Origin of the sequence: Streptomyces sp. NBC_01485 (assembly GCF_036227125.1) — a bacterium.
Classification (GTDB): domain Bacteria; phylum Actinomycetota; class Actinomycetes; order Streptomycetales; family Streptomycetaceae; genus Streptomyces.
This window is the reverse complement of the sequence record NZ_CP109435.1, coordinates 9,074,254-9,098,404: the sequence shown is the minus strand read 5'-3', so window position 1 is coordinate 9,098,404 and position 24,151 is coordinate 9,074,254. Positions and strand designations below refer to the sequence as shown.

Genomic DNA, 24,151 nt, shown 5'->3' with positions numbered 1-24,151 from the left:
TGTGGGGCAACCGGTCCGGCACAACGGGCAAGGGTCCGCGCCCATCGGTTCTTACCTGACCGGGCGGCCAGGGACCCGCGGCACGCAGGGACCAAGGACCGCCTCACCGGCATAGTCGTGATCGACTTTGCGTGCCGGTCGCCACGACCCAGCACGGCCGTCCTCATCCCGTCCCAGCACCATCCCAGCACGGTAGGGATGAGCAGGGGTAATCACAGGTGACGAAGGGTCAGGTTTCCCATCACCAGGGCGGGAAGCGCGCGTGCGGCGTTTCCCGCCCTCGGCCTGTTTCACACACGCCCGCCGCATGGTCCTCCTCACCATCCGGATGGTGGACGTCACCCGCCGTGTCCCTGAGCGGGCCCGTAGGCCGGCCGGTGCAGCTGGTTCGCCCCGTCCGCCAGGCGGGATGCGTCGCAAGAGGGAACCCGGTGGGAATCCGGGACTGCCCCGCAGCGGTGAGCGGGAACGACCGCCGTCATACGCACTGGACCCGGTGAACAGGGTGCAGTCCTACGGCACCCGCTACGTCCGCCCGCCGGTCCTGGCCGGCGACATCTCGCGGCCCGAGCCGATGACCGTGCGATGGACGACGTATGCCCAGTCTCTGACCGAGCGCCCGGTCAAGGGCATGCTCACCGGACCGGTCACCATGCTCGCCTGGTCCTTCGTCCGCGACGACCAGCCCCTCGGCGACACCGCCCGCCAGGTGGCCCTCGCCCTGCGCGACGAGGTCAACGACCTTGAGGCCGCAGGGACTTCGGTGATCCAGGTGGACGAGCCCGCGCTGCGCGAGACGCTCCCGCTACGGGCCGCCGACCGCCCGGCCTACCTGGCGTGGGCCACGGAGGCGTTCCGGCTCAGCACGAGCGGAGTACGGCCGGACACACAGGTCCACACGCACATGTGCTACGCCGAGTTCGGCGACATCGTCCAGGCCATCGACGACCTCGACGCCGACGTCATCAGCCTGGAGGCCGCCCGCTCCCACATGCAGGTCGCCCGCGGACTCGCCGCCCACGGCTACCCGCGCGAGGCCGGACCCGGCGTCTACGACATCCACTCCCCGCGGGTGCCCAGCATCGAGGAAGCCGCCGAACTGCTCCGTACCGGCCTGAAGGCGATTCCCGCCGAACGGCTGTGGGTCAACCCCGACTGCGGGCTGAAGACCCGCGGCTGGCCCGAGACCCGCGCCTCGCTGGAGCCGGGCCGGCGGTTGTCGTATTCCGTCGGAATGACCATCACCGACGCCATCCACCAGGCGGTGCTGAAGATCCCGAGGACGGCGTGGACGTCGGCCTACGACGCCGGCGGCACCGAGCGGCCCGGGTGCCTGGGTCGCGGAGATCACCGACATGCCCGACCTGAGCACGTGGCCGAAGGGGATGCGGCGGACCGTCCGCAAGGAACGCCCGCACCCCGGCGCCCAGTTGCGGTTCACCGACCTCGACGGGCTGCGGCTGACCTGTTTCGCGACCAACATCAAAGGGCGGCCAGCTCGCCGACCTCGAACTACGTCATCGCCGTCGGGCCCGCTGCGAGGACCGCATCCGAGGCGCCCGCGACACCGGACTGCGCAACCTGCCCCTGCACGACACCGCACAGAACCGGATCTGGCCGGAGATCGTCTCCCTCGCACTCGACCTCCTCGCCTGGATGCCCATGCTCGCCCTGACCGGCCAAACCCGCCGCTGGGAACCCAAGAAGCTCCGCCTGCGCCTGTTCTCCGCCGCCGCCCAGCTCGTGCACACCGGACGCCGCCACTGGCTCCGCTTCACCGCCCGATGGCCCTGGATCGATGTCATCACCCACGCGATCGACAGGCTCCACAGCCTCCCGAACCCCATCTGACCAGCCACCTCGACCGTCCCGACAACCCGCACCACCACACCGGTGAAGTGGAACCCGGCGCCCATCCGACGCGAGAGCCGGGCCCTCGACCTGCCCCAGCCCCGAAAAGACCCACCACACAGCCACAAAGTCCCCGTCAGCAAGCTGACGGGGACTCATGAATGATCGAGGCTAACGGATTTGTCACAGCCTGCCCCCGCTGTCCGGCGGCGGACGAAATCGCACGCGTCCGCCGACCGTTCGAGCAGATTCAGCAGGTGGATCTGTTGGAGATCTTTATTCCGGTGACGCTGAAAGCGTTCGCGAACACGGTTTCGTTATTCGGCGGCAGGCAGACCGAGGTCCCGTCCTGGAGCCGTAGATACGCCACGTCGTCGTTCCGGGTGTTCACGACGTAGTAGTGCGGGCGGGACCTGACCGTCTGATAGGAACTGGTGACATCGCGGTACTTCGCGATCGGCGTGCCCGCGTTCCAGGCGTGCTCGTCCGCATAGAAGCAGACATAGGGGTACGCGCAGCCGTGGGTCGGGGACTCCGCCTGGGCGGCCGATGCGCCGGTCACGGACATGGCCGCCACGGCCACGCCCGCGCCTGCGAGGCCTGCCGCCTTTCGGATGACGGACTTCATCAAAACCTCCAAGAATTGGGTAGATCGTCTGACACAGCAGCTGTAGATCGTGATCCGTTACGGAGTGCCGCCGGTCAGCTGGGGTGAGGCCGGTGTTGCGACGAGCACGGACACCGGCATCCTGGTCGTGTGTGACGACGTATCAAGAGCAGCGGCCATGGAAGCCAACGGGGCTCAACAGGTGTGGCGCGATGCCCTCGGAGAGTCATGAGCGTGGTCGCGGGTTGCTTCCGCGTCAGGCGACCCGGCCGGCCTTCCGCGAGATGACCCAGGCCAAGCGGATGGGTATCGAGCGACCCGACTGCTGGACCCTCGCGGGAACAACCACCCCCACGACAGCCGGCAACCCGTCTGCTAGCCACACCGCAACAGCGACCTGGTCACTCCATGACAGCAGCCACAGCTCGAACCTCAGCTCTTGTCCAGCGTCCCACTCCCATCACTGGCTGACGCCCACCCACTGCCGCCTCACCGCCCAGCCGCACCGGGCTGCCTGGGCAGGTCAGAGGCCACCGGTGTTGAGCAGCCGGTTGGGCGTGTCGGAGCGGACGCCGCGCACGACACCAGCGGTGGCCGTGTGGTCGAGCCAGACGTGGACCTCGTGAGCCGTGGCGTGGGGGTGAGCCGACAGGTACAGCGCGATCACGCCGGTCGCATGCGGGGCGGCCCAGGACGTCGCTCCGACGTTCTCCGTGACCGTACCGCCGCCTGCGAGGGCGGCGGTCACCTTCTGACCGGGGGCGTACAGGTCCACGCACCGTCCGTGGCCCGAGCCGTAGGAGCCGCCGTCGCTCCACACGCGGTCGTTCGAGGTGGAGGCCGCCACGACGATCGTGCCGGGGACTCCGGCCGGGGAGTGCTTGCAGGCGTCGTCATGGAAGTTGCCGGCCGACACCACCGTCGGGATCCCCGCGTCGACCATCTTCTTCACGGCGGACTCCAGGGCCGACGACCGGTGGTCGAGGTTGAGTGACATGTTCACCACCGCGGGCTTCTGCGCGTGCGCGGTGACCCACTTGACCGACTTCACCAAGGCCGCCTCGGCCGCCGCCGGGGAACCGCCGCCCCCGCTCTCGCACAGGATGCCCTGGACCCGTACGAGCTCCGCCCTGGGCGCCACCCCGTACTTCGCCCCGCCGATGATGCCCGCGACGAACGTGCCGTGGCCGGTCCCCTCCTCGCTGAAGCAGTCACCGGAGTCCTGCGGGCCCACGAAGTCGGCGCCGAGGTGGGCGCGTCCGCCGAACTCCTTGTGGGCGATGTCCATCCCGGTGTCGATCACGTAGACGTGAACGCCCTTGCCCGTGGCGGTGGTGGTGAACTTCCCGTTCAGGGGCCGCGACCGCTGGTCCAGGATGTCCAGGTTCCATGGCACGTGCCGGGTGACGGGCGCCGCCGCGGTCTGCGCGATCCCGGACAACTTCCCCACGGCGCCGCCGGACGTCGGCGCCGAGGCGGACGACGCCCCGTCCCCGAAGGGCGCCACGGACTCCGCCTTCCCGTGCGCGGGGAGCGTCCCTCCGGTCCCCCCGGCCGCCGCGCCGGCTTCCCCGCCGCAGGCCGAGGCCCCGAGCACCGTCGCCATGGCCACTGCCAGGAGACCGGCCTTCGTCACGTTCCGCGTCACAACGTCCCCCACATCCCTGCTTCGTGCACAGTCAGCGCACAAGACGACCACCGAGGGCGCGCGGTTCCAGCAGGGCGCGGGTTCCGTTCCGGGTTCGCCATGTCCAACCGGACGATCCGCGGAGCTGTGCGACTTGCGCGCAGCACGGCATCGTCAACATCGACTTCCGGATGACGCAGGAGCAGCTTCTCGACCGGACGCTGTCCGCCCGTATCGACGTGCCTGGGCACTCCGAGGAGGGTTGCCCGTCCCGTCCCACGCCCCGAACAAACCGCTCCGGTCACACGCAAGATCATCCTCGCGGCGTCGACCAGAGGAGTCCTGGCCGACCTGGTGGCGTTGGTGGCATCCACGATCGTGTTGCACTTCGGCTGGATGTGTGCCGGGGTGGCGTACGTACTGGGTGCCGAGGCGCCGCCGGGTGGCGGGGGATCGAGTGCCCGTTCCGGCCGGGTGGAAGGACCTGGCCGAGCGCGAGGACCGAGTCGGATTCATCCTGGGGATCCGACTCTTCTTCGGCGTCCGCTTCAGCTCCGCCCTCCAGCCGCTCCCGCGACACCGGCCCCTTCGACTTCAGCGCCGCGAACCCGCCTTCACGCCAGACCTTGCGCCATCGCCGCACCGTTCGCTCCGTGACCCGCAGGTCCTTCGCGATCAACGCGGCATCGACACCGCGCTCGAACCGCTGCGCCGCCTCCAGCGTCAGCAGCTCCCCGAATTGCCGCCCACGTCGAAGACGTTGTCACAGCCGCATACACGCAGCCCGGTGAACTGCTCCCAGATCTCGATCAGCAGGTCCTCGGACGCCGCAGGGGCGCCGGATGCCGGATGCCGGATCAGGCGACGGTCATGAACCAGGACTCGCCCTCTCCCCGCACCTGCTCCTGCTCCCGCTCCCGCTCCTCTCACCGTGCACCACATCGCCTGCGACGGTTGGGTCGGTACCGCTCCTGCACGCCGAACTGGCGGACGGCCCCTGCGGATCGAGCCGGAGCAGTTCCGCGCGCAGGACGGGGCCGGCGCCCAGGTCGAACCGGGCCGTCTGCGCTGCGGCGAGCCGCCGGGAGACATCGGCGTCAGCCTCGCCTGTCAGGTCGAGGACCGGCAGCGGCACCTGAGCGGGCGCGCCGACGACTTGGTACAGCACGCCGTCGTGCTCGGTGAACGTGGTGCGCAGCGCCTCGTGCCGCTCGACCACCCCGGTCAGCGCGACGCGCAGTGCGTCGGTGTCGAGGCGGCCGCGCAGCGACACGGGCAACGGCACGTTGTACGCGGGTGAGCCCTGCTCGAGCTCGGCGACCATCCACAGCCCGGCCTGCGCGTACGAGGCGGGAACGACCCACCCGGCCGGGTTCCGCCGAAGGATGCCGGGCCGGCTCGACCGGCGCTCCGCGAGAGCCTTCAGCAGCCGAGCACGTTCCGGTGATCGTGCCGGCGACCCCGAGCGAGGGACGATCGTCACCTGGTCTCCTTAGACTCGGCAAGTCTCCGAGACCGTAGAGAGGTGCGGTTGGCCGGAGGTTATGCAGCGAGAAACCGGGAGATGTCGCGGAGCTCAGCGTCGAGGGCGTCTGCGGCTACGCCGCCCAGACCGGCGTCGAACGGTTCCAGGGCGACGGCACGTGTTCGGTCCCGGCGCCAGACTCCGCGGACCAGTCCGTCCACCACGATGGTGGGGCTGATCTGACCGCCGCCGGACCAGACCGCGCGCTCGTGCTCGGGCTCGACGGACAGCCGGCGGTCCGTGAAGCCCAGCAGATAGTTGTCGTAGGCCGGCAGCAATCGAACGTCACCTACCGGCTCCAGGCCCTCCGATGCGTCGGCCGGCAGCGCGTACGCGTCCAGGTCTCCGACGCGGCACGGTTCGATCAGACCGCCCTTGAGCAGTTCCTTCCACGCAGGGCGGACGGCGGGCAGCCCGAGCCCCGACCAGGTGGCGAAGTCGGCCGCCGTCGCCGGTCCGTGCGCCGCCAGGTACCTGTGCAGCAGCTCTCCGACCGCATCCGCGCCGGTAGGTCCGGCGGAGGCGGGCAGCCAGTCGTCCGCCAGCACATAGGTGGCGGAGCCGTCCTCCTGGATCGGACCGAAGCAGGCGGTGCCGAGCAGAGCGGATCGGCGGACGAGGTGGAACGGGACCTGCCCGGAGGCGTTGAGGCCCGCTTCGGTCATCCGCGCCGCGAGCTCGTCCCGGGTCAGGGGGCCGCCGGCAAGCGCCTCGGTGATCACCCGCTCCCCCAGTGCCAGCTCGGCCGGCCCGAGCCCCAGCTCCCGGTATCGGCGCTCGCTGCGGCGCAGCAGTTGCGGAGCGAGCAGTTCGCGGAGCCAGCCCGCGTCACCGGCCGGGACCAGGTACAGCGTGCCGCGCATGAACCAGCCCCGGACCAGGCTGTGTTCGGCGCCGAGCGCCAGGTGCACGTCTGCCTCGGTCAGCCCGGAGCCGCGCGCCCTGAGCCCGAGCGCCGCCGCCCTCAGGTCCTGCGCCTGCACTGCCAGGCACCGCTCCAGTACGGCGGGCACGGATGTCGCGCGCCGATCGCCCCCTACGCCCTGCGACCACGCTCGGAGCAGTCTGGCCTGAGACGGGCCGAGCTCCCGCACGTTCCCCCCTGACCATCCCCATCGCTGCCGCCGGTTCCCGAACCGTAGCCGATGGCCCTCTCCCACGAACAGCGCCCGGGCCCTGCCCCCGGATGTGTCCGTCGGCATGGTCCGGTTCGCGGGCCTGGGAACGGCCCCTGCCTCAGGGGAAGTACAGCGCCGCCTTTTCCAGGACGTGACGTGTGAACATCCCGCCGTACATGACCCTGCCCCGGTACATGGTGATCCGGGTGACCCCCGAGGCCGACGTCTCGACCGTGACGGGCCGGCCGACGAGGGACGTCCCGAGGACCCGGGCGTCCATGGCGGCCCAGTCCCTCGCGGACCGCTGGACGCTGCCGCCGACCAGGGCGGGCAGCACCATCGCCGCGTTGCGGGCGCCGGGCAGACCGCTGCGCAGGCTCTTCACGTAGTCCATGGCCCATCCGGTGAACTCGGCCATCACGGCCTTGTCGACCTCAGGGACAGCCGCGGCGAGGACGAACAACTCCACCTTGGTGCCGAACCACCGCGCCTTGCGGTCCGATCGGCTGCCGATCATCACCGGGTAGCCGCGCCAGGTGGTCGCGGTCACCCCGCTCCCGTCGGCCGTCAGGCGCTCACGTAGCGCCTCCAGGTAGGCGTTGGCCGCGCCGGCAGGCGACGCTCCGTCGGTCGGCTGCTGGGTCGTCATACGGGGATCCTTCATCACTGGCGTGGCATGGGGAAGACCGCCCCTGCGGGCCCCGCACCCCCTCGCTTCATGATCGAGTGGGGTGCGGGTCCGCGTCCATACGTGAAATCCCGTAGCCGGGCACGTAATCAGGTGGCCAAACGGACTCTTGGCCGTCTCATGTAACCGCCTACAGCGGGGTGAGGATCAGTAGTCGAATAAATGGCGTAGTTGTGGCAAATATGTTCGCAAGATGGTCTGAAGATCGCTAGCTTCCTCTCGACCTTGTTCGTGCCGGGAAGGATCTCTGTGAACGTATCCCGTCGAAGAGCCGTGGCCACTCTGGCCGCAGCCGCGCTCTCGATACCGCTCCTGCTGGCCTCCGCCCCGCCTGCCTCCGCCTCGCCCGTCCCCGCCTCGCCCGCCTCCGCCCGCAAAGGCGATCCGGGCAAGGGCGATCCGGGCAAGGACGCCGCCAGGCTCTCGAAGGTGCTCGTTCGTGAAGCGTCCGCCAAGGGCGCCTTCAAGTACCTTCAGAAGTTCCAGCAGTTAGCCGATTCCTCGGGCGGCGATCGCGTCGCCGGTTCGCCGGGGCACGATGCGTCGGCCGCCTACGTCTACAAGCTGCTGAAGAAGGCCGGCTACCGCGTCTCGTACCAGAAGTTCGCGTTCGTCTACACGCAGACGCAGGCCGAGAGGCTCTCGGTCCTCTCGCCCACACCCGGAGACGTCCAGATCAGGGCGCTGACCTACACCAAGTCGACGCCGGTGCGCGGTGTCACGGCCGGCCTGGCCGCCGTCCCGGTCGACGCCGACGGCACCACCGGCTGCGAGCCCGGCGACTACGCAGCCGGCGGCTTCACCGGCAAGATCGCCCTGATCAGGCGGGGCGGCTGTTCCTTCGCCGCCAAGCAGGAGCAGGCCGCCGCGGCGGGCGCGATCGGCGCCGTCATCTACAACAACATCGACGCCGGTTACGGCCCGTTGACCGGCACCTTGAGCGACCCGGCCGCCGCCAGGATCCCCACCGGCGGGATGAGCAAGGCCGACGGCGAGAGGCTCGCCGCGGACGCCGCCCAGGGCCCGGTGAGCATCTCCTTCGAGATCCGCCAGTTCCAGGAGCCGCGCTCCACGAACAACGTCATCGCCGAGACCCCGGGCGGCGACGCCGCCGACACCGTGATGCTCGGCGCGCAACTGGACACGGTGCCGGGAAGTCCGGGCATCAACGACGACGGCTCGGGCTCCGCCGGGCTGCTCGACGTCGCGCTGAAGCTGGCCGAGAACGAGAAGCACCCGCGCAACAAGGTGCGCTTCGCCTGGTGGTCGGCCACGGAGAGCGGCCTCGTCGGTTCCGACTACTACGTCGCGCACCTCACGCCGGCCGCGAAGCAGGAGATCAAGCTCTACCTCCACTTCGAGATGATCGCCTCGCCGAACTACGGCCTGTTCGTGCTCGACGGCGACGGCTCGGACGGCGCCAACACCCAGGCCGTACCCGAGGGCTCGGCCCAACTCGAGCGCGGCATCAACCAGTTCCTGGGTCATCGGCGTCTGCCGCATGAAGGCACGCCGTTCGTCAGCCGCTTCGACTACGGCCCCTTCGTCGACGCCGGCATCCCCTCCGGCGGCACCTTCAGCGGCGCGGAAGCCATCAAGACGCCTGCCCAGGCCGCGAAGTTCGGAGGCACGGCGGGCGTCGCGTTCGACGTCAACTACCAGACAGCCCGCGACACCATCAAGAACATCAACATGACGGCACTCGGTATCAACGTCGACGTCATCGCCAACGCCGTGGGCACCTACGCACACGACCTCAGCTCCCTCAACAAGCCGTGACCGAGTAGTCCCACACAGACCCCGGCACCGGCATTCCAACCGGCAGACGGCGTCGCCCCGCCGGATCGACGGATCGGCGGGGCGACGCATCGGGCTCGTCGGGTCAGGGCTGTGGCGTGACCGTCCGGCCCAGGTGTCGGGCGAAGAAGCGGACCGCGCTGTCGGCCTCGAACCTGGGCAGCTCCTTGTGTGCGCCCGCGTTGGCGTGCAGCGTCTTCTCCTTCGAGGCGAAGGCGTCGAACAGCGCGAGACCGGCCTCGCGTGGGATGTGCTCGTCGTCCCACTGGAGCGCGTACTCGACGGGAATGGTGATCTGCCTCGCCGTCTCGGCCAGGGGGTCGGGCCAGAACTGGCCGAAGACCGCGGCGGCGATCCTGGGTTCGACCGCCGCCAGCGGCACCCCGATCGCGGTGCCCATGTTCAGCCCGTAGTAGCCGACGGGGCCTTCGGCGCCGATCTCCGGAAGCTCCTGGAGGGCGTCCAGGGTCGCCTGCCACTCCGGTACGGCGCGCTCCGCCAGGTGGGCGTTGTACCGGACGACGATGGGTCCGACCGGTTCGCCCGTCGTCATCGCCTGATGCATCGCGGCGATCTCTTGCTCGTCGTGCGTCGTGCGCGGCCGGCCGCCGTGGCCGGGCGCGTCGATGACGGCGACGTGGAAACCGCAGCCGGCCACGAGGAGTTGGGCACGGCCCGCCATGGCCGGGGCCTTCTTGTGGGTGCCGCCGCCGTGCCCCATCAGTACCAGGGGCGCGCGGCCGGAGCCGGAAGCGGGCGACCAGAGGACACCGGGGATCTCACCCACGGTGAAGTCGCGTTCGATGACGCCGTTCGCCGATGTCTCGGCGGTGAACTGCGCGGAATGCATGGGTTGTTGCCTTTCGGGATTGCCTTCTTGTCTGGGCGCTCCCGGCGACAACCATGTCGACCCTTGTCGATGCAATCGATGCGTGTCGACCTACGTCGATCTATGTCATCGCTCGCCTGACCGTGGAGAAGGAGGGGAGCACCCATATGGGTCCAGCGTTCATGGGTCTCACCTCCTTGTCCGGTGTCACGGTCTCCCGCAAGTTAGCAGCGCGCGTGTCTTCCCGCCCAACCCTTTTTCCCGCCGGCCGGCTCACCCGCTCGTTTCCGGGGTCAGGGTCCTGCCCAGGGCGGTGCGGTCGGTCTTGCCGTTGCGGTTGACCGGGAGGGAGTCGAGCCGGGTTACATGGGTCGGGACCATGTAGGCGGGGAGGCGTCCGCGCAAGGTCTCGTGGAGTGCCGATGCCGGGACCCTGGTGCCGGTGACGGCGGCGGCGAGTTCCACGCTTCCGTCCGGTGTCGGCAGCGCCAGGACCGCCGCGTCCACGACTCCCGGCAGCGCGCGCAACGCCGCCTCGACCTCGCCGAGTTCGACACGGTAACCGTGCACCTGGACCTGCTGGTCCACCCGGCCGAGATGGACGAGCGGGGCATCACACCCCGCGCTGGCGTCCGCGCCGTCCTCCGGGAGCGGGGCGACGCGGTCGCCGGTGCGGTACCAGTGGGCGTCCGTCAGGGCTGTGGCGGGGTCGTACGGGCTGCCGTCGGGGGTGAGGAAACGGCCCGCGTCGTCCGCCGGGTCGAGGTAGCCGGGGAAGCGCTGCGGGCCGCGTACGCACAGTTCACCGTCGTGCATGCGGGCCTGCAGGCCCGGGTGGAGCGGGCCGATGGGGACGGTGCCGTTGGGCGGCGCGGGCCAGTCCTCGGGGGCGGCCGGCAGGCGGTACGCCGTGCAGGTCACCGTCAGTTCGGTGGGGCCGTAGGCGTTCTCGATCGCGCTCGACGGGGCGGCGGCGTGCCAGACGCGGGCCTGCTGGAGTGTCAGGGGCTCGCCGCAGAACATGCTCCTGCGCAGGCCCGGCATGCTGCCGGGCTTGAGGGCGCGCAGCCGGTGGGCGAACGAGATCACGGACGGGACGGAGTTCCAGTGTGTCAGCGCACGGCGGTTGACGAAGCGTACGGGGGTGAGGAGGTCGCCGCCGGTGGCGGCCACGAGGGTGGCGCCGGAGCCCCAGGCCGCGTACATGTCGAGGACCGACGGATCGAAGGTGAGGGCGAAGGTCTGGGAGACACGGGCGCCCGGGCCCGCCTCGTACCGCGGGACGGCGTGGGCGAGGTAGGCGCAGACGTTGCGGTGGCGTACGGGGACGCCCTTCGGGACGCCCGTCGAGCCCGAGGTGAACAGGATGTAGGCGAGGTCGTCGGGGCCCGCCTGTGGTGCCGGGAGCACGGGCCGCGGTGCGGCGGCCAGGGCGGGCAGGTCCGCGTCGGTCAGGGTGAGGGCGGGTGCGGGCAGGCGGTCGAGGTGATCGCAGGTGCCGTCGCTCACGACGGCGTCGAGCCCCGCCGCCTTCGCGATGGCGGCGTTGCGTTCGGGCGGGAAGGACGGGCCCAGGGGGACCACCGTGGCGCCCAGCCGCTGGACGGCGAGATACGCCACGTAGGCGACGGCCGTGCGCTCGGCCGCCAGACCGACGCGTCTCACCCGCCCCCCACCTCCCATGCGCCCTATGCGGCCCACACGTCGAGGGCCCGATGCGCCCGCACCCGCACCCGCACCCGCCGGCCCGAGCGTCGCCAGCAGACGCGCCGCCAGACGGTCGGCGAGGCCCGACAGTTCCTCGTACGTCAGGTGCACGGCGCCGATCTCCAGCGCCGTGCGGTCGGCGTGGGCGGCGGCCGTGACCGCGAACCAGTCGTGCAGCGTGCGCCGTTGTGCCGTGGTCGTCCGTTGAGCCGTCATGTCTGCCGATCGCCCTTTCCCGTGGTGAAGGTGTGTTGTGCGCTCCGCGCTGTGCTTCGCCTGCCGAACGCGCAGCTCAGCGGGATCGCCGAGTGCTCGCGCAGGCTGACCCAGCGGTAGTCGCCCCAGTGGCCCGCGCGGGCGCCCTGCGGTACGTCGATCGACCACGGCCGGCCCCGCAGCCCCTCTCCCCCGGCCTTGACGCATGCTTCCTGGGCCGTCCATACCCACGCCGCCTCCCGGGCCACTCCCGCCGCGGACAGTCCTGTCAGGTCCCGCGCGTGCTCTCCCAGCAGCCTGCGCGTCAGCGTCGCGGAAACCGTCTCCCGCGGCTGCTGCACGTCCACGCCCAGCTCCCGGCCGACCGCGACGGCCACCGCCACCGTGCCCCGGCTGTGCGAGACGCTGACGCCGACACCGGGCCGCCCGCGCAGGCGGGGCTTGCCTCGTACGTCGGTGACGACGTCCCGGTCGGCCAGCCGGGGGCGGACCGCCGCCAGCAGTTCGCGCAGCAGACCGCGGCCGGCCAGGAACTCGGCGGCCCGCCATTCGGGCAGGGCGACGGCCCGGAGGCGGTCGTCCCGGTGACCGCTCGGCGCGACCCGGTCGAGAGCAGCCACGGCCACCCACACCTCGTCCGCGACCGTCACAGGTGCCGATATGGCTTCCGCTGCGGGCTCCGTCATGGCAGCGTGCCTGGGCGGGCCAGGGCGTCCAGCAGTCGTCCGGCGTTGTCCGCCACCAGGTCGAGCACCACCTCTGTCGCGCCCCCGCCGATCCCGAACAGCGCCGCCTGGGCGCGGACTTCCTGGATGCCGCCGGTGGCGAACCCCGCCGAGCCCCACAACTGCGCGCACTCGGCCAGTACGTCGGTGACGGTGCTGCCGGCCGCGGCTTTCAGGGTGGCGGCCGCCGCCGTGTCGTACCGGGTCGCCACCGCCTCGCCCCGGCACGCGGCGAGTGCCTGGAGTTCCTGCACGCGAACGAGGCACCGTGCGAAGCGCTGGCGTACGTGGTCGAGGTCCCACAGGGTTCCCGTGCCGTGTGCGCGGCCGGACAGCCGACGGTGTGTGTCGGCCAGGACGCGGCGGCACAGGGCCACCCCCCACAGGGCACCGGCGAGACGCTCGCCCGCGATGTGCCGGGCGAAGAGAGGCAGGCCCAGACCCACCCGGCCCACCACGTGCTCCCGGCTCAGGGCCACGTCGTCGAACTCCACATGGCCGACGCCCGAGTCCGCGAACAACGCGGACGGCGCGGGCCGCACCGTGACACCGGGCGCGTCGGCGGGCACCAGGATCCACGTGAAGTCGGTGAAGTGACGGCCGGGGCGGTGGCGGGCCAGTACGAGGAACGACGCGGCGGTGGTGGCGTTGGCGATCCACTGCTTCTCGCCCGACACCCGCACACCGTCCCCGGCGAGCCGCACCTCGGTGCGCAGGCCGGTCAGGTCGGTGCCCGCCGTGACGTCGGTGGCCGCCAGCGCGACGGTCGTCCGGCCGGACAGCGCGCCGGACAGCGTCTTCTCCACCACCGGTCCGCCGCCCGCCGCCAACACCGGCAGTGCTGTTGCCAGTTGAACGCCGGCCGACAGTGTGGCCGCGACGGAGAAGCGGGCGTCCACCGCACTGAGGACGTCCGCGAGAGCGTCGGGGTCCAGGCCCGCCCGTACCGAGCCGTCGCGGTAGGACCCGGAGATCCCTCCCCCGGCCCCGAGCGCGGCCCAGACCTCGGCGCCGCTCGCACTGCCGGGCAGGGCGTCGAGCGCGGCGAAGGCGCCGCCCGGTGTGACCGGCCGCGACACCGCCTCAAGCCACTCAGGCTCAATCCGCTCTGCCTCAAGACACTCCGGCTCAGGCAAAGCTCACTCCCTGGTCACGCAACGCCAGTCTGCCGTCCGCCAGATGCAGCCGGTCGTTGCTGTAGTTCAGGGCCGCCGAGCGCAGGTCGCGCAGGGCCTGTTCGAGGCGGGTGGGCGAGTCCTTGAGGTAGCCGTGGCGCAGGCCGACCGCGTCGACGAGGCCGTCCACCGCCGCGAGGCACTCCTCGGACGCGGTGATCTTCAGGGAGTTCAGCAGGAGCTGCCGCGCCGGCACCGACAGGTCCTCGCCCGACTCCACCACCTCCAGCGCCCGCCACAGCAGCGCGTGCACCACGTCCAGCCGCTGGCGCGCCCGGGAGATCCGGGTGAGGAGCAGCTCCGAGCCGACGTCGAACCGGTCCCGGCCCTCCCGGCCGCGGATCATCCTCAGCACCCGCGACAGCGCGCCCGCCGCCGTGCCGAGCCACACCGCGGACCAGCCCAGATGGGCCAGCGGCCCGAAGACCTTCCCGGCGATCTCATGGAACCGCCCGTGCTCGCCGACCACTTGATGGCCCGGCACACCGCCGGTCAGCCGCAGCGGAAGACTGTGGCTCGCCCGCATGCCCAGCGGCTGCCAGTCGCCGGAACCGGTCACCTCCAACTGGTCACGGTCGGCGTACACCAACGACACCTCGTGCTCGGCCTGCTCCCCCGCGCTGCGCATCGTGATGAGGAAGCCGTCGGCGTACATCCCGCCGGTCACGACGGGCGCGAGGCGGTCGATCTCCAGCCGCTCCCCCGAGCGCCCCAACTGCGCCTGCGCGGACAGCAGATGACCACCCTTGCCCGCCTCCGTGGTCACCGAGGCGAGGTAGACCTCCCCACCCGCGACGCGCGGCAGCAGCTCCTTGCGCAGCCGCTCGCCGGCGTGACCCACCACGGCCGCCGTCTGCTGGCAGTGCATCGCGAAGATCATGCCGACGGACGTGTCGCTGCGCCCGAGGGTCAGCGCCGCCCCGACCAGGTCCCGGACGGTGCCCCCGAGACCGCCGTACTCGACCGGAACCAGGAGGCCGAGCAGGCCGGTGCGGCGCAGCGCGTCCAGCGCCTCCACCGGGAACACGGCGTCCCGGTCGGTGCGTTGCCGGTGCTCCTCACAGACGCGGGCGACGTGGGCGAGCTGGTCGGTCAGGTCCAGGGGCGCGGTCACGGCGTCACCTCGCCGCCGGGTTCGTCCGACAACTGCGCGGCGATCGCCCGCCACAGGCTGCCGGCGGTCGCGAAGGTGGTGTCGTTGAGCTCGTCGTCCGGCAGGGAGATGCCGAAGGTGTCCTCGATGGAGAAGAGCAGCTCGATGGCCTGCATGGAGTCGAGGCCGATCTTGCGCAGCTCGGTGTCCGGAGTGATGGCGTCGGCGTCGCGGTCGGCGAGCTTGAGGGAGGAGCGCAGCAGTTCGGTGAAGCGGGGGTCCACGAAGGGTCCCTTCTGGTCTCGTCTGGGCTTGTCCGGTCTGACCTTGGTCTCGTCCGGGCTCGTCAGCGGAGGATGCGGCAGAGGTCGTCGACCCGCCGCAGGTTCTCGGGGATCAGGTGGTCGGGGTCCAGTTCGCGGTCCAGTGCGCTCTCGACGCCCTCGATGATCTCGACCAGCCGGAACGAGCTGAACGAGGGGAAGGAGTCGAACGCCGCCCCCGCGAGGAGGTCCGTCTCGGGCACCCCGAGGACGGCTGCGGCGACGGCGGCCACGCGTCGGCGCAGGGCGTCGTCCGTGGCGGATCCGGGCACTGTCGGGGCGGGTGCGGGGACGGCGCCCTCGGCTCCGAACACCGTACGGTCGGCGGCCAGGACCTCTCGCAGACGGTCCACCACGCCGGCCGGTTCGGCACGGCCGCGGGACACCCGGCGGTGGGCGAGGTAGGTCTGCTCGACCGCCTTGTCCCAGGCACGCAACTGCCCGCCCTCGGCCTCGGTTTCCTCGTCACGTCCCGCGAACAGCGCCCGGTACTTGGTGTGCAGCTTGCGGGCACGCGCCAACAGCCAGGTCTCCGCAGCGAGTCGCTCCAGGGCACGGCCACGGTCGGCATGGTTCTGATATGCCGTCAGATATGACTCGACCGTGTCGGCGTCCACCGTCAAAGTGGGCGAGAGGTCGGCCACGGGCGCGAGGTCGGCGGGTTCCAGCGCGATGAACTCGGCCGACGTGATCCGGGCCAGTTTCTCCCGTGCCAGCACCCAGGTGCCGGGCACGGCGGGCCCCCACTGGGTGTCGATGCGGTACGCGTCCGTGACGTGCCAGCCGTCCGCTCCCGCCGCGAGCAGGAAGCTGTGGTCCATGTGGGCGTGGTCGTAGTAGGGCAGCCAGGGCAGATCGTAGGCGTCCGCGACGACGTAGTGGGTCCCGCCCCGTTCGGACAGGGACGCGAGCATCTCGTCGCGGGTCAGGCGCTCCTGTCGCGTGACACGAAGGCCCAACAGGGCGGTGGCCAAAGCCAGTTGATCCGCCAATGGTGGGTCGACCGTGGGCAGCCCGTCCGGCAGTGGCCACGAGGCGAACCGGAGCGGCGCGCCGAGCCGCAGGTGCGTGCCCGGCCCGTGGACGTGATCGGCGAGCACCGCCAGGTTGACCTGGATGCAGTCCAGCAGGCCCGTGTGGACCGAGGCGAGCGCGTACTGCTCCGGTGCGGCGAAATCAGCTGTACCAGCCATACCAGCCGTACCAACTACATCGTCCCTATCGGCCATCTCGTTCACCTTCCTCGTCAGAGCCACGGCGGCAGCACCGGCAGTTCGCCCGTCGTGTCGAGGCGCGCGCCGGACGTCCGGCCGGCCAGCCACGCCAGGAGGTCGGCGGGCTCGCCGGACACCACGGGGCCGTCGGTGCCGAAGCGGGCGAGTTGCGCGCCGTCGCCGCCCCGCACCGTGAAGTCCGGCATGCCCTCGGCGGCGGCGTAGTAGCCGAGGACGTCGTCCAGGACGATGTTCCGCGCGGTCGCCGGAATGTCGGCGACGTCATAGCCGACGGCCAAGTCCACATGGTGCAGTTCGAGTTCCCGCAGCCGGATCACCAGAATGCGGCGAGGGGTGCACAACTCCCCGGTGAAGGGCCTGATCGCGGCGTTCCAGGCAGGCGCGGGCAGCTCTTCGACAGTCCGCTGGAAGTGCCTCGCGCTCTCTCGTACGTCCGCCACCAGGTCCGCGGCGAGGCGGTGGGCACCTGCCTCGATCTCGGCGTCGCGGGCCTGCCGGTTCGCGTACTGCGGGGTCTCCACACCCGTGCGCGCCCACTCCAACAGGCGTTCCAGCGCCGGCACTTGGCGGGCCAGGTGGCTCAGGACGTGGCCGCGCGTCCAGCCGGGGAGCCGGGACGGAGCCGCGATGTCGTCGTCGCCGAGCGCGTCGAGGCCGGCGAGCAGCCGGTCCGCGGCGGCGGCGATCTCCCGGAAGGTCTCAGTGGTGGGTTCCAGTTCCTTCAACGTGCTTTCTCCGTAGGGTTCTTGAACACAAGGGGGACGGTCGGCTAGCGGACGAGACGGGCGAAGCCCTCCGTGATGGCGTCCAGTTGGGCGGCGATGTGCGGCAGGCGGACCGGGTCGTCGCAGCCCAGCGCCTCCGCCTGCTGTTTCTCGTCGCCGTACAGCAGGCTGGTGGCCGCCTTGAAGCGCAGGGCCCCGGGGTCGTCGCCGAGCAGGTGGCCGGCGAGGACGACGATCCCGGAGTCGTCGAGGAGACGGCGGGCCAGGGACGCGGAGTCGGTGACGCCCCGTTCGGCGAGGCGGGCGCGCAGCGGTGCGAAGTCCGGGTAGACGTAGAACCCGCCGGTGGGCGGACGGCAGTGGGCGCCCGCTTCGACGGCGATGCGGTGCACCTGCCGGGCCACCGCGCCGTGCAGGCGTGCGCCGGAGCGCAGCCGTTCGGTGATCTCCGGCGGTTCGGCGAAGGCGTACCGGGCGACCTGTTGCATGGGGCCGGCCAGTGTGGACCACAGTTCGCTGGCCACCGAGACCACCGCGTCCCGCAGTCGCCCGCCCGTCTCCCCCTGCGGGAAGCGCGCGACCCCGATGCGCCAGCCGCCCAGGCCGAGCGTCTTGGACAGGCCGCTGGTGACCACCGTGCGCTCCGGTGCCGCCTCCGCCGGACTGAGGTACGGGGTCGTGTCCGGGTCGTGCACGATGTCCCGGTAGATCTCGTCCGAGACGATCAGCAGGTCCTCCTCGCGGGCGAGCGCGCACAGTTCGCGGACCAGCGCGGGCGGGGCGAGGGTGCCCGTCGGGTTGTCGGGCAGGGTGAGGACCAGCAGCCGCGGGTCGTGGCCGTCGGCCCGCGCCCGGCGCAGCGCCTTGCGCAGCTCCCCCGGCTCGGGCACGCCGCCGCACTCGTCGGGGATCGGCACGCCGAAGACCTGCTTGCCCGCGTAGGCGGCCTGCGGGGCGTAGGTGTTCCAGGCCGGCCGGGGCAGCAACACATCGCCCGGGACGGCGAGTTGCAGTGCCATCAGGAGTGGTTTGCTGCCGGGGGCCAGCACGATCTGGTCGGCCTCGGTGGGCAGCCGGCGGCGGCGGAAGTAGCCGGCGACGGCCTCCCGGGCGTCGTGCGCGCCGGCCACGGGACCGTAGGCGGTGCGGGCGGCGCCGGCCGCCAACTGCTCGGCCAGTTGCGGCAGCAGCGGCAGTCTGGCCTCGCCGAAGGCGAGGTGGACGAGGTTCTCGCCGGCGGAACGGCGTTCGTCCACGAGCTGGTTGAGCGCCAGGTTGGGCGACGACGGGCGCACGGCGATGCCGGTCATGTCCCGGTCCTTTCTCCGGAGCCTCGTAGTGCGGCGGCGAGGTCGGCGGGGGTGGCCGGGTCGATCTCCAGGTCGTCCAGCCAGGCCGCGTCCGGTGTCCAGCGGGCCCGGAAGGGGCGTCCTACGAGGGCGGGGTCGCGTGCCTGGAGCATGCGCAGGCGGAAGTGGCGGCCGTCGGGGCCGTCCTCGACGCCGTCCACCACGACCTTGCCGGGGGTGGCCGACATGGCGGGGCCGCGTACGGTGCGGGCGAGGCCGGGCAGGGTGCGGTAGGCGGCGGCGAAGATGTCCACGGCCCGGGCGAGCGGCACCTTGAAGTAGTCGTGCGGTCCGGTGTCGCGTTCCACGAACAGGTAGTACGGCACGGCGCCGGCTGCCAGTTCGGCCCGCCACAGCGCGCTCCACACGTCGGCGTCGTCGTTGACGTGGGCGATCAGGGGCGCCTGGCAGTAGACGACCGCGCCGGTGGCACGGATGCGGGCCATCGCCTGCCTCGCCAGGTCGGTGTCGAGTTCGCGCGGGTGGCTGAAGTGGGCCATCACGGCGAGCTGTTTGCCCGCCGCGGTCACGCGCTCGAACAGTCTGAGGACGTCGTCGGCGTCCTGGTCGGTGACGAACCGCTGCGGCCAGTAGGCGACCGACTTGGTGCCGATGCGGATCGTGTCGACGGAGTCGACGGCGAGCAGCGGCTCCAGGTGACCGCGCAGCCGCTCGGTGGACATGACCATCGGGTCGCCGCCGGTGACCAGCACGTCGCGCGCCTCGGGATGCGCGCCGAGGTAGGCGAGCAGGCCGCCGGGGTCCGGCGCGGCGAAGCGCAGGTCGGCGTCGCCGACGAACTGCGCCCAGCGGAAACAGTAGGTGCAGTACGCGTGGCAGGTCTGGCCCTGCCCGGGGAAGTACAGGACGGTCTCGCGGTACTTGTGCTGCAGGCCGGGCAGCTCGACGCCGTCCAGGGTGGGCACGTTGAACTCCTGCTGCCCCGAGGGGTGCGGGTTGAGGCGGGCGCGGACGTCGGCCACGGCGTCCCGCAGCAGCAGCCGGTCCGCGGGGTCGGCGGAGAGCTTGCCTAGCTGCTCCTCGTCGGCGCGGGCCAGCATGCCGCGCTGCGGGAAGGTCAGCTGGAACATGGGGTCGTCGGGGATCCGGTCCCAGTCGATCAGCTCCGACAGGACGTACTCGTTGACCCGAAAGGGCAGCACGAGGGAGATCCGGCGCACGGTCTCCGTGACCTCGTCGGGCAGTCCGAAGCGGCCGGCGATGGTGTCGATGTGGCGTGGGCCGTACGCCCGGAAGCGTGTCTCCTCCGGCGGGAGGAGCGGGAGGTCCGGCATCAGCGACCTCCTTCCGTCCGGTGTTTCTTGCGGTACAGCTCGTCGCCGAGCACGAGGAAGTCCAGCTCCATCGAGCGGAAGGCGGCGAACGCGTCGGCGGCGGTGTTGACGATGGGTTCGCCGCGGTCGTTGAACGAGGTGTTCAGCAGCACCGGCGGGGCGCCCTGCGCCTCCAGGGAGTCGAGGACGGCGCCCACGGCGGGGGCCTCGTCGCCGTGCAGCACCTGCGGCCGGGTGGTGCCGTCGACGTGCACGACGCCCGGGGCGACCGTACGGCCGAGGTCGGTGGCGCGGGCCGCGCCCAGCATGTAGCGGCTCAGGTGCTCCTGCCGCTCCCACAGCCGGGCTCCGTAGTCGGGCCGGGTCACGCCTGCGAAGGGCCGCCACTGTTCCCGGTTCTTGATGGTGTTCACGCGGGTGGTCACCTCCGCCGTGTTGGGTACGGCGATGATCGACCGGCGGCACAGCGCGCGCGGCCCCACCTCGGCGCGTCCCTGGGCGACGGCGCCGACGCGGCCGTCGAGCAGCAGCGCGGTCAGTTCGTCGGTGTCGAGCTCGGACCTGACCAGGTCCGAGGTGTCCAGGGGCGGGCGGCCGTCGACGAAGTCGGGGCCGTGGATGTCGGTGCCCAGGTAGGGGCTGAGGGCGCCGGTGCGGGGCCCGGGCGGACACACGGTCCACGCGGCGCCCAGGGCCACGCCCGCGTCGTGCGGTACGGGCGGCACGTACAGCGGGCCCGGCAGGGTGCCGTTGGTGCTGCAGTTCAGGGCGACGCCGCCGCTGAGGCACAGCGCGTCGACGCCGGCCGCCTTGCGGGCCAGGGACGCCAGATGGGTGACGGACTCCTCGATGACGCGCTGCGCCGTCCAGGCCACCAGCACCGACCGGGGGTCGTCGGCGAGCCGCTCCTCGGGCACGCCCGGGCCGTCGGCGCCGGCGATCGCCGTGTAGCGCTCGCGCCAGCGGGCGACGACGGTCTCGTACTGCTCCTTGACGGTCTCGGCGGTGGCCTGTCCCGGCGTCTCGGCCAGTGGCCCGACGGCGAGACGGAAGTCGTCGCCGTCGAGGTCGACGAGGGACGGCGCCTCGATGCCGCGGGCGCGTCCGTAGGCGGCCAGGCCCATCGTCTTGCCCGCGTTGAGGAAGGAGAAGCCGAGCCAGGTGGAGGCGGCGTCGTAGGCGTAGCCGAGGGAGGCGGTGCGCTGCCAGGTGCGTTCCAGGCGGGGTTCGGCGCCGTCCTCGTACGTCCAGATGGTGGAGGACTCGTTCTCGCCGTGCCCGTCGACCACCAGCACGCCGGCCTTGGTGAACGGGGAGGCGTAGAAGGCGGACGCGGCGTGCGCCTGGTGGTGGGGGACGCGCACCACCTCGGGGGTGTGATCGCCGAAGTCCAGGCCGACGGCGTACGCGAGGAGGTCGGCGTCGCTGTCGAAGCGGCGCGGGTAGAGCTGCTCGCTGTCCCAGCCGAGGGCGACGACGTCGATGTCGGCGGCGTCGATCCCGGCCTGCTGGAGGCAGAACCGGGCGGCGCCCAGGGGCTTGCGGTAGAGGGAGTGGCGGCGGCGGTTGCAGCGTTCCTCTTCGGAGAAGGCGACGATCTCGCCGTCGCCGTCGATGAGACAGGCGGCGGTGTCGTGCCAGCCGGTCGGCGGCGCGTTGACGCCCAGAATCCACATGGCGCGGGGCCTTTCCTCGGGTGGTCGTCGGTGTCAGGGGCGTTCGGGGAGCGGGAGCGGGGTGAGGGTGTGCCGCACCGCCTCCTCGGCGCGGTCCAGGGCGGCGGCGCAGGCGTCGGGGCTCTCGCCGGTGGCGACGAGCGCGGCGAGGCGGGGCACGATGCCGCGCGGCGGCAGCCGTAGTTCGGTGCCGGGGGCGGCGAGCGGGATCGCGTGGACGATGCCGGGTACGGCCGCGGCGGCGGTCAGGTCGACGCCCTGCACGAGCGCGTCGTGGTCGGGGTAGACGAAGCGCACCTCGGCGCAGCGGTCGCGGGTGGGGGTCAGGTCGAGGGTGCGGCCGAGGGCGATGCGGGCGGCTGCCGCGACCTGGTCGACGCCGGTGGCCAGGGCGCCGAGCAGCGGGATGAAGTCGCCGCCGAGGCGGCCGTTGACCTCCACGATGCGCGGCCCGGTCGCCGTCAGCCGCAGTTCGGTGTGGGTGAGGCCGGTACGGATGCCGAGGGCCGCGTGGGCTTCCGCGACCACGGACCGGACCTCGACGGCCCACGGCTCGTCCTGCCAGGGGGCGACGAGGTGGCCGACCTCCTCGAAGTACGGTGCGAAGCCCAGGCGTTTGCGGGCCACGTTCACGACGCGCACCTCGCCGTGGGACACGGCGCAGTCCACGCTGAGCTCGTCGCCGGACAGATACTCCTCGACGATCACTCCGGCGAGGCCGTCGATGCCGGGGAACGCGGACGCTGCGGCCAGCTCGTAGGCGGGGCCGACCTGGTCGCGGTCGGCGGCGAGAGCGACACCGATGCTGCCGGCGAGGGAGCGCGGTTTGACGACGGCCGGCAGCCCGAGCGACACGGCCGCCAGCTCCGCGTCCCGACGGCTGTGCACATGCCGGAAGCGGGCGGAGGGCACCCCGGCTGCGGCCAGCAGCCGGCGGGTGGTGAGCTTGTCGCGGCAGCCGCTCACGGCCTGGGGGCTCATATGCGGCAGCCCGAGCCGGCGGGCGACCTCGGCGGTGGTCTCCAACATGGTCTCGTCCCAGGTCAGGAGGGCGCCCGGGCCGGGGTGACCGGCCAGGAGCGCGGCGACGGCCCGGGTGGTGCCGGTGGTGTTCGAGGTGTCCGCCTGCCGGAAGCGGTCCGCGACGTAGGGGCGCTGCCAGTCGAGGGCGCGCGGCTGCACGAGCGCCGTCTCGACCTGCCCCGCCAGGGCGTTCAGGGAGTCCAGGGCGTACCTGCGGTAGGGCGGGTTGCCGCAGCCCACGACGATCAGGCGGGCGGGCGCCTCGGGGTCGACGGGCGTGGCCACGAGGGTCGCGTCGCGCATCGTACGGCGGACGGCGGCCTCCACCTCGCCGGTGCTGTCGCCGGCGAACCGGAAACGTGCCCCGGCGTGTTCGTAGCCGCCGCCGCGCATCAACATGCCTGGTTCCGGCAGGAGTTGGGCGTAGGCGCCGCTGTCGTCGGGCGCCGTGGCGGCACGTACGCGGCACGGCGTCGGCGCGGAGGGCGGCACGAGGAGCCAGCCGGCGACGCGGCCGGCGGGCGGCCCGGGCGGGTTGGTGGCCGCGGTGGAGTCGGTGGCTGCGGTGCCTGCGGTGGGGGCCGGGGCGCCGGTCTGGTGGGCGAAGGCGACGGCCATCAGGTCGATGCCGTGCACGTCCCGCCAGATGAAGGGCACTTCGGCGCCGCCCGGGCGGGCGCCGATCTCCAGGACCGTCAGCGCGCCCGTGTCGCTCTCGAACAACTCCAGGTGGAACACCGACGGACCGGAGAACAGAGCGCGTGCGACGGCCGCCGTCAACTCGCCGATGCCCTTCAGGACTTCGGCACCGGCACCGGCACCGTCGATCTCGACGGAGGCGAGGGGGGTGCCCGCGGTGAAGTCCAGGCAGGTGCTGAGATAGCGCGAAGCCCGCCAGGCACCCAGGTTCTCGCCGGTGAAGACGCCGTCCACGTGCAGGATCCGGTCGGGCAGCCACGGCTGCACGAGCAGGCTGGTGTCGCGCGGGAACGGGAAGCGGGCCAGTTCCTCCGCCGAGTCGAGGCGGGTGACGCCGGCGCTGGCCGTGCCCCGCCGCGGTTTCACCAGGACCGGCCAGCCGTGGTCGGCGGCGAAGGCGGCGACCGCAGCGTGGTCGGCGGCTTCCGCGGTGGCCGGCACCGGAAGTCCGGCGGCTTCCAGACGCCGGGCCATCAGGAGCTTGTCGCGCAGGGGGCGCAGGTCATCGGCGCGTACGCCGGGCAGGTCGAACTCCGCCCGCAGTTCGGCCGCCAGGTCCAGGTCGGTCTCGTGCAGCGCGACGATCCGGGTCGGCACGCCGCCTCGCTCGGCCAGCGCGTCGACCGCCTCGCGCACCGCCTTCGTGTGCTCGGTGCTCGCCACGAGCCGTACCCCTGCCGCCTGGTCGACGGGCAGGTGGTGCACCGCCTGCTCGGTCGTGACGTAGCTGACCCGGTGAGCGGTGTGATCGAGGTAGGCGGCGTAGTCGGCGTAGTGGTCGGTCCACCGGTGGATGATGATCACGTGTTCGAGGGGCACGGAAGCTCCTGGGGGGGGTGGGTGCGACGAGCACCGGCGGTCGGCGGTG

General features: G+C 71.9%; 19 protein-coding genes, 2 pseudogenes and 1 riboswitch. Of the genes and pseudogenes, 3 read left to right on the top strand and 18 right to left on the bottom strand.

Annotated elements, in window-relative coordinates; translation table 11 throughout:
• Positions 1 to 390 precede the first annotated feature (390 nt).
• A riboswitch (cobalamin riboswitch) is annotated at positions 391 to 561 on the top strand.
• Positions 545 to 1,144: pseudogene (locus OG352_RS39480) on the top strand (5-methyltetrahydropteroyltriglutamate--homocysteine S-methyltransferase); the annotation flags it as partial. It overlaps the preceding riboswitch by 17 nt.
• A 66-nt stretch (positions 1,145 to 1,210) precedes the next feature.
• A pseudogene (locus tag OG352_RS39475) lies at positions 1,211 to 1,851 on the top strand (transposase); the annotation flags it as partial.
• Positions 1,852 to 2,101: 250 nt separating this feature from the next.
• Here OG352_RS39475 and OG352_RS39470 read toward each other — a convergent pair.
• The 6 genes from OG352_RS39470 to OG352_RS39445 form a co-directional block, all read right to left on the bottom strand.
• The gene (locus tag OG352_RS39470; protein ID WP_329223612.1) at positions 2,102 to 2,479 is read right to left on the bottom strand and encodes a hypothetical protein; all 378 of its coding nucleotides are present in this window, start codon (positions 2,477 to 2,479) and stop codon (positions 2,102 to 2,104) included.
• A 502-nt stretch (positions 2,480 to 2,981) separates the two neighbouring features.
• Positions 2,982 to 4,106 (bottom strand): S8 family peptidase, encoded by a 1,125-nt coding sequence (locus OG352_RS39465; RefSeq protein WP_329223610.1) that lies wholly within the window; start codon positions 4,104 to 4,106, stop codon positions 2,982 to 2,984.
• Positions 4,107 to 4,398: 292 nt separating this feature from the next.
• The gene (locus OG352_RS39460; protein ID WP_329224172.1) at positions 4,399 to 4,806 is read right to left on the bottom strand and encodes a helix-turn-helix domain-containing protein; all 408 of its coding nucleotides are present in this window, start codon (positions 4,804 to 4,806) and stop codon (positions 4,399 to 4,401) included.
• A 147-nt stretch (positions 4,807 to 4,953) separates the two neighbouring features.
• A complete protein-coding gene (locus OG352_RS39455; RefSeq protein ID WP_329223609.1) occupies positions 4,954 to 5,568 on the bottom strand; it encodes a condensation domain-containing protein in 615 nt (204 codons plus the stop codon).
• Positions 5,569 to 5,627: 59 nt separating this feature from the next.
• A complete protein-coding gene (locus OG352_RS39450; protein ID WP_443072466.1) occupies positions 5,628 to 6,704 on the bottom strand; it encodes a winged helix DNA-binding domain-containing protein in 1,077 nt (358 codons plus the stop codon).
• Between the two features lie 142 nt (positions 6,705 to 6,846).
• Positions 6,847 to 7,377: a hypothetical protein gene (locus tag OG352_RS39445; RefSeq protein ID WP_329223605.1), complete on the bottom strand. Its 531-nt coding sequence runs from the start codon at positions 7,375 to 7,377 to the stop codon at positions 6,847 to 6,849.
• A 312-nt stretch (positions 7,378 to 7,689) separates the two neighbouring features.
• Between OG352_RS39445 and OG352_RS39440 the strand changes: the two genes are divergently transcribed.
• Positions 7,690 to 9,195 carry a M28 family peptidase gene (locus tag OG352_RS39440; protein ID WP_329223603.1) on the top strand — a complete coding sequence of 502 codons (1,506 nt, stop codon included), beginning with the start codon at positions 7,690 to 7,692 and terminating at the stop codon, positions 9,193 to 9,195.
• A 103-nt stretch (positions 9,196 to 9,298) separates the two neighbouring features.
• Here the strand turns inward: OG352_RS39440 and OG352_RS39435 are convergent, their stop codons facing one another.
• From OG352_RS39435 to OG352_RS39380, 12 genes are all read right to left on the bottom strand, one after another.
• Complete coding sequence (locus OG352_RS39435; RefSeq protein ID WP_329223601.1) at positions 9,299 to 10,063, bottom strand: dienelactone hydrolase family protein; 765 nt, start codon at positions 10,061 to 10,063, stop codon at positions 9,299 to 9,301.
• Positions 10,064 to 10,315: 252 nt separating this feature from the next.
• Positions 10,316 to 11,965, bottom strand: coding sequence for an AMP-binding protein (locus tag OG352_RS39430; protein ID WP_329223599.1), 1,650 nt, complete (start codon positions 11,963 to 11,965; stop codon positions 10,316 to 10,318).
• Entirely contained in the window at positions 11,962 to 12,651 is a 690-nt protein-coding gene (locus tag OG352_RS39425) for a 4'-phosphopantetheinyl transferase family protein (protein WP_329223598.1), read from the bottom strand. The genes OG352_RS39430 and OG352_RS39425 overlap by 4 nt, the downstream gene beginning before the upstream one ends.
• On the bottom strand, positions 12,648 to 13,769 hold the full coding sequence (locus OG352_RS39420; RefSeq protein ID WP_329223597.1) for an acyl-CoA dehydrogenase family protein: 1,122 nt from the start codon (positions 13,767 to 13,769) through the stop codon (positions 12,648 to 12,650). The genes OG352_RS39425 and OG352_RS39420 overlap by 4 nt, the downstream gene beginning before the upstream one ends.
• Positions 13,770 to 13,818: 49 nt before the next feature.
• Positions 13,819 to 14,979 carry an acyl-CoA dehydrogenase family protein gene (locus OG352_RS39415; protein ID WP_329223594.1) on the bottom strand — a complete coding sequence of 387 codons (1,161 nt, stop codon included), beginning with the start codon at positions 14,977 to 14,979 and terminating at the stop codon, positions 13,819 to 13,821.
• Complete coding sequence (locus OG352_RS39410) at positions 14,976 to 15,242, bottom strand: acyl carrier protein (protein ID WP_329223593.1); 267 nt, start codon at positions 15,240 to 15,242, stop codon at positions 14,976 to 14,978. The genes OG352_RS39415 and OG352_RS39410 overlap by 4 nt, the downstream gene beginning before the upstream one ends.
• A gap of 62 nt (positions 15,243 to 15,304) precedes the next feature.
• A complete protein-coding gene (locus OG352_RS39405; RefSeq protein ID WP_329223591.1) occupies positions 15,305 to 16,474 on the bottom strand; it encodes a hypothetical protein in 1,170 nt (389 codons plus the stop codon).
• Between the two features lie 53 nt (positions 16,475 to 16,527).
• Positions 16,528 to 17,241, bottom strand: coding sequence for a maleylpyruvate isomerase family mycothiol-dependent enzyme (locus OG352_RS39400; RefSeq protein ID WP_329223589.1), 714 nt, complete (start codon positions 17,239 to 17,241; stop codon positions 16,528 to 16,530).
• Positions 17,242 to 17,285: 44 nt separating this feature from the next.
• Positions 17,286 to 18,551 carry a pyridoxal phosphate-dependent aminotransferase gene (locus tag OG352_RS39395; protein ID WP_329223588.1) on the bottom strand — a complete coding sequence of 422 codons (1,266 nt, stop codon included), beginning with the start codon at positions 18,549 to 18,551 and terminating at the stop codon, positions 17,286 to 17,288.
• The gene (locus OG352_RS39390) at positions 18,548 to 19,885 is read right to left on the bottom strand and encodes a KamA family radical SAM protein (protein WP_329223586.1); all 1,338 of its coding nucleotides are present in this window, start codon (positions 19,883 to 19,885) and stop codon (positions 18,548 to 18,550) included. Before OG352_RS39390 ends, OG352_RS39395 begins: the two co-directional genes overlap by 4 nt.
• Entirely contained in the window at positions 19,885 to 21,561 is a 1,677-nt protein-coding gene (locus OG352_RS39385; RefSeq protein ID WP_329223585.1) for a carbamoyltransferase C-terminal domain-containing protein, read from the bottom strand. Before OG352_RS39385 ends, OG352_RS39390 begins: the two co-directional genes overlap by 1 nt.
• Before the next feature lie 33 nt (positions 21,562 to 21,594).
• The gene (locus OG352_RS39380) at positions 21,595 to 24,102 is read right to left on the bottom strand and encodes an ATP-grasp domain-containing protein (RefSeq protein ID WP_329223583.1); all 2,508 of its coding nucleotides are present in this window, start codon (positions 24,100 to 24,102) and stop codon (positions 21,595 to 21,597) included.
• Positions 24,103 to 24,151: the final 49 nt, after the last annotated feature.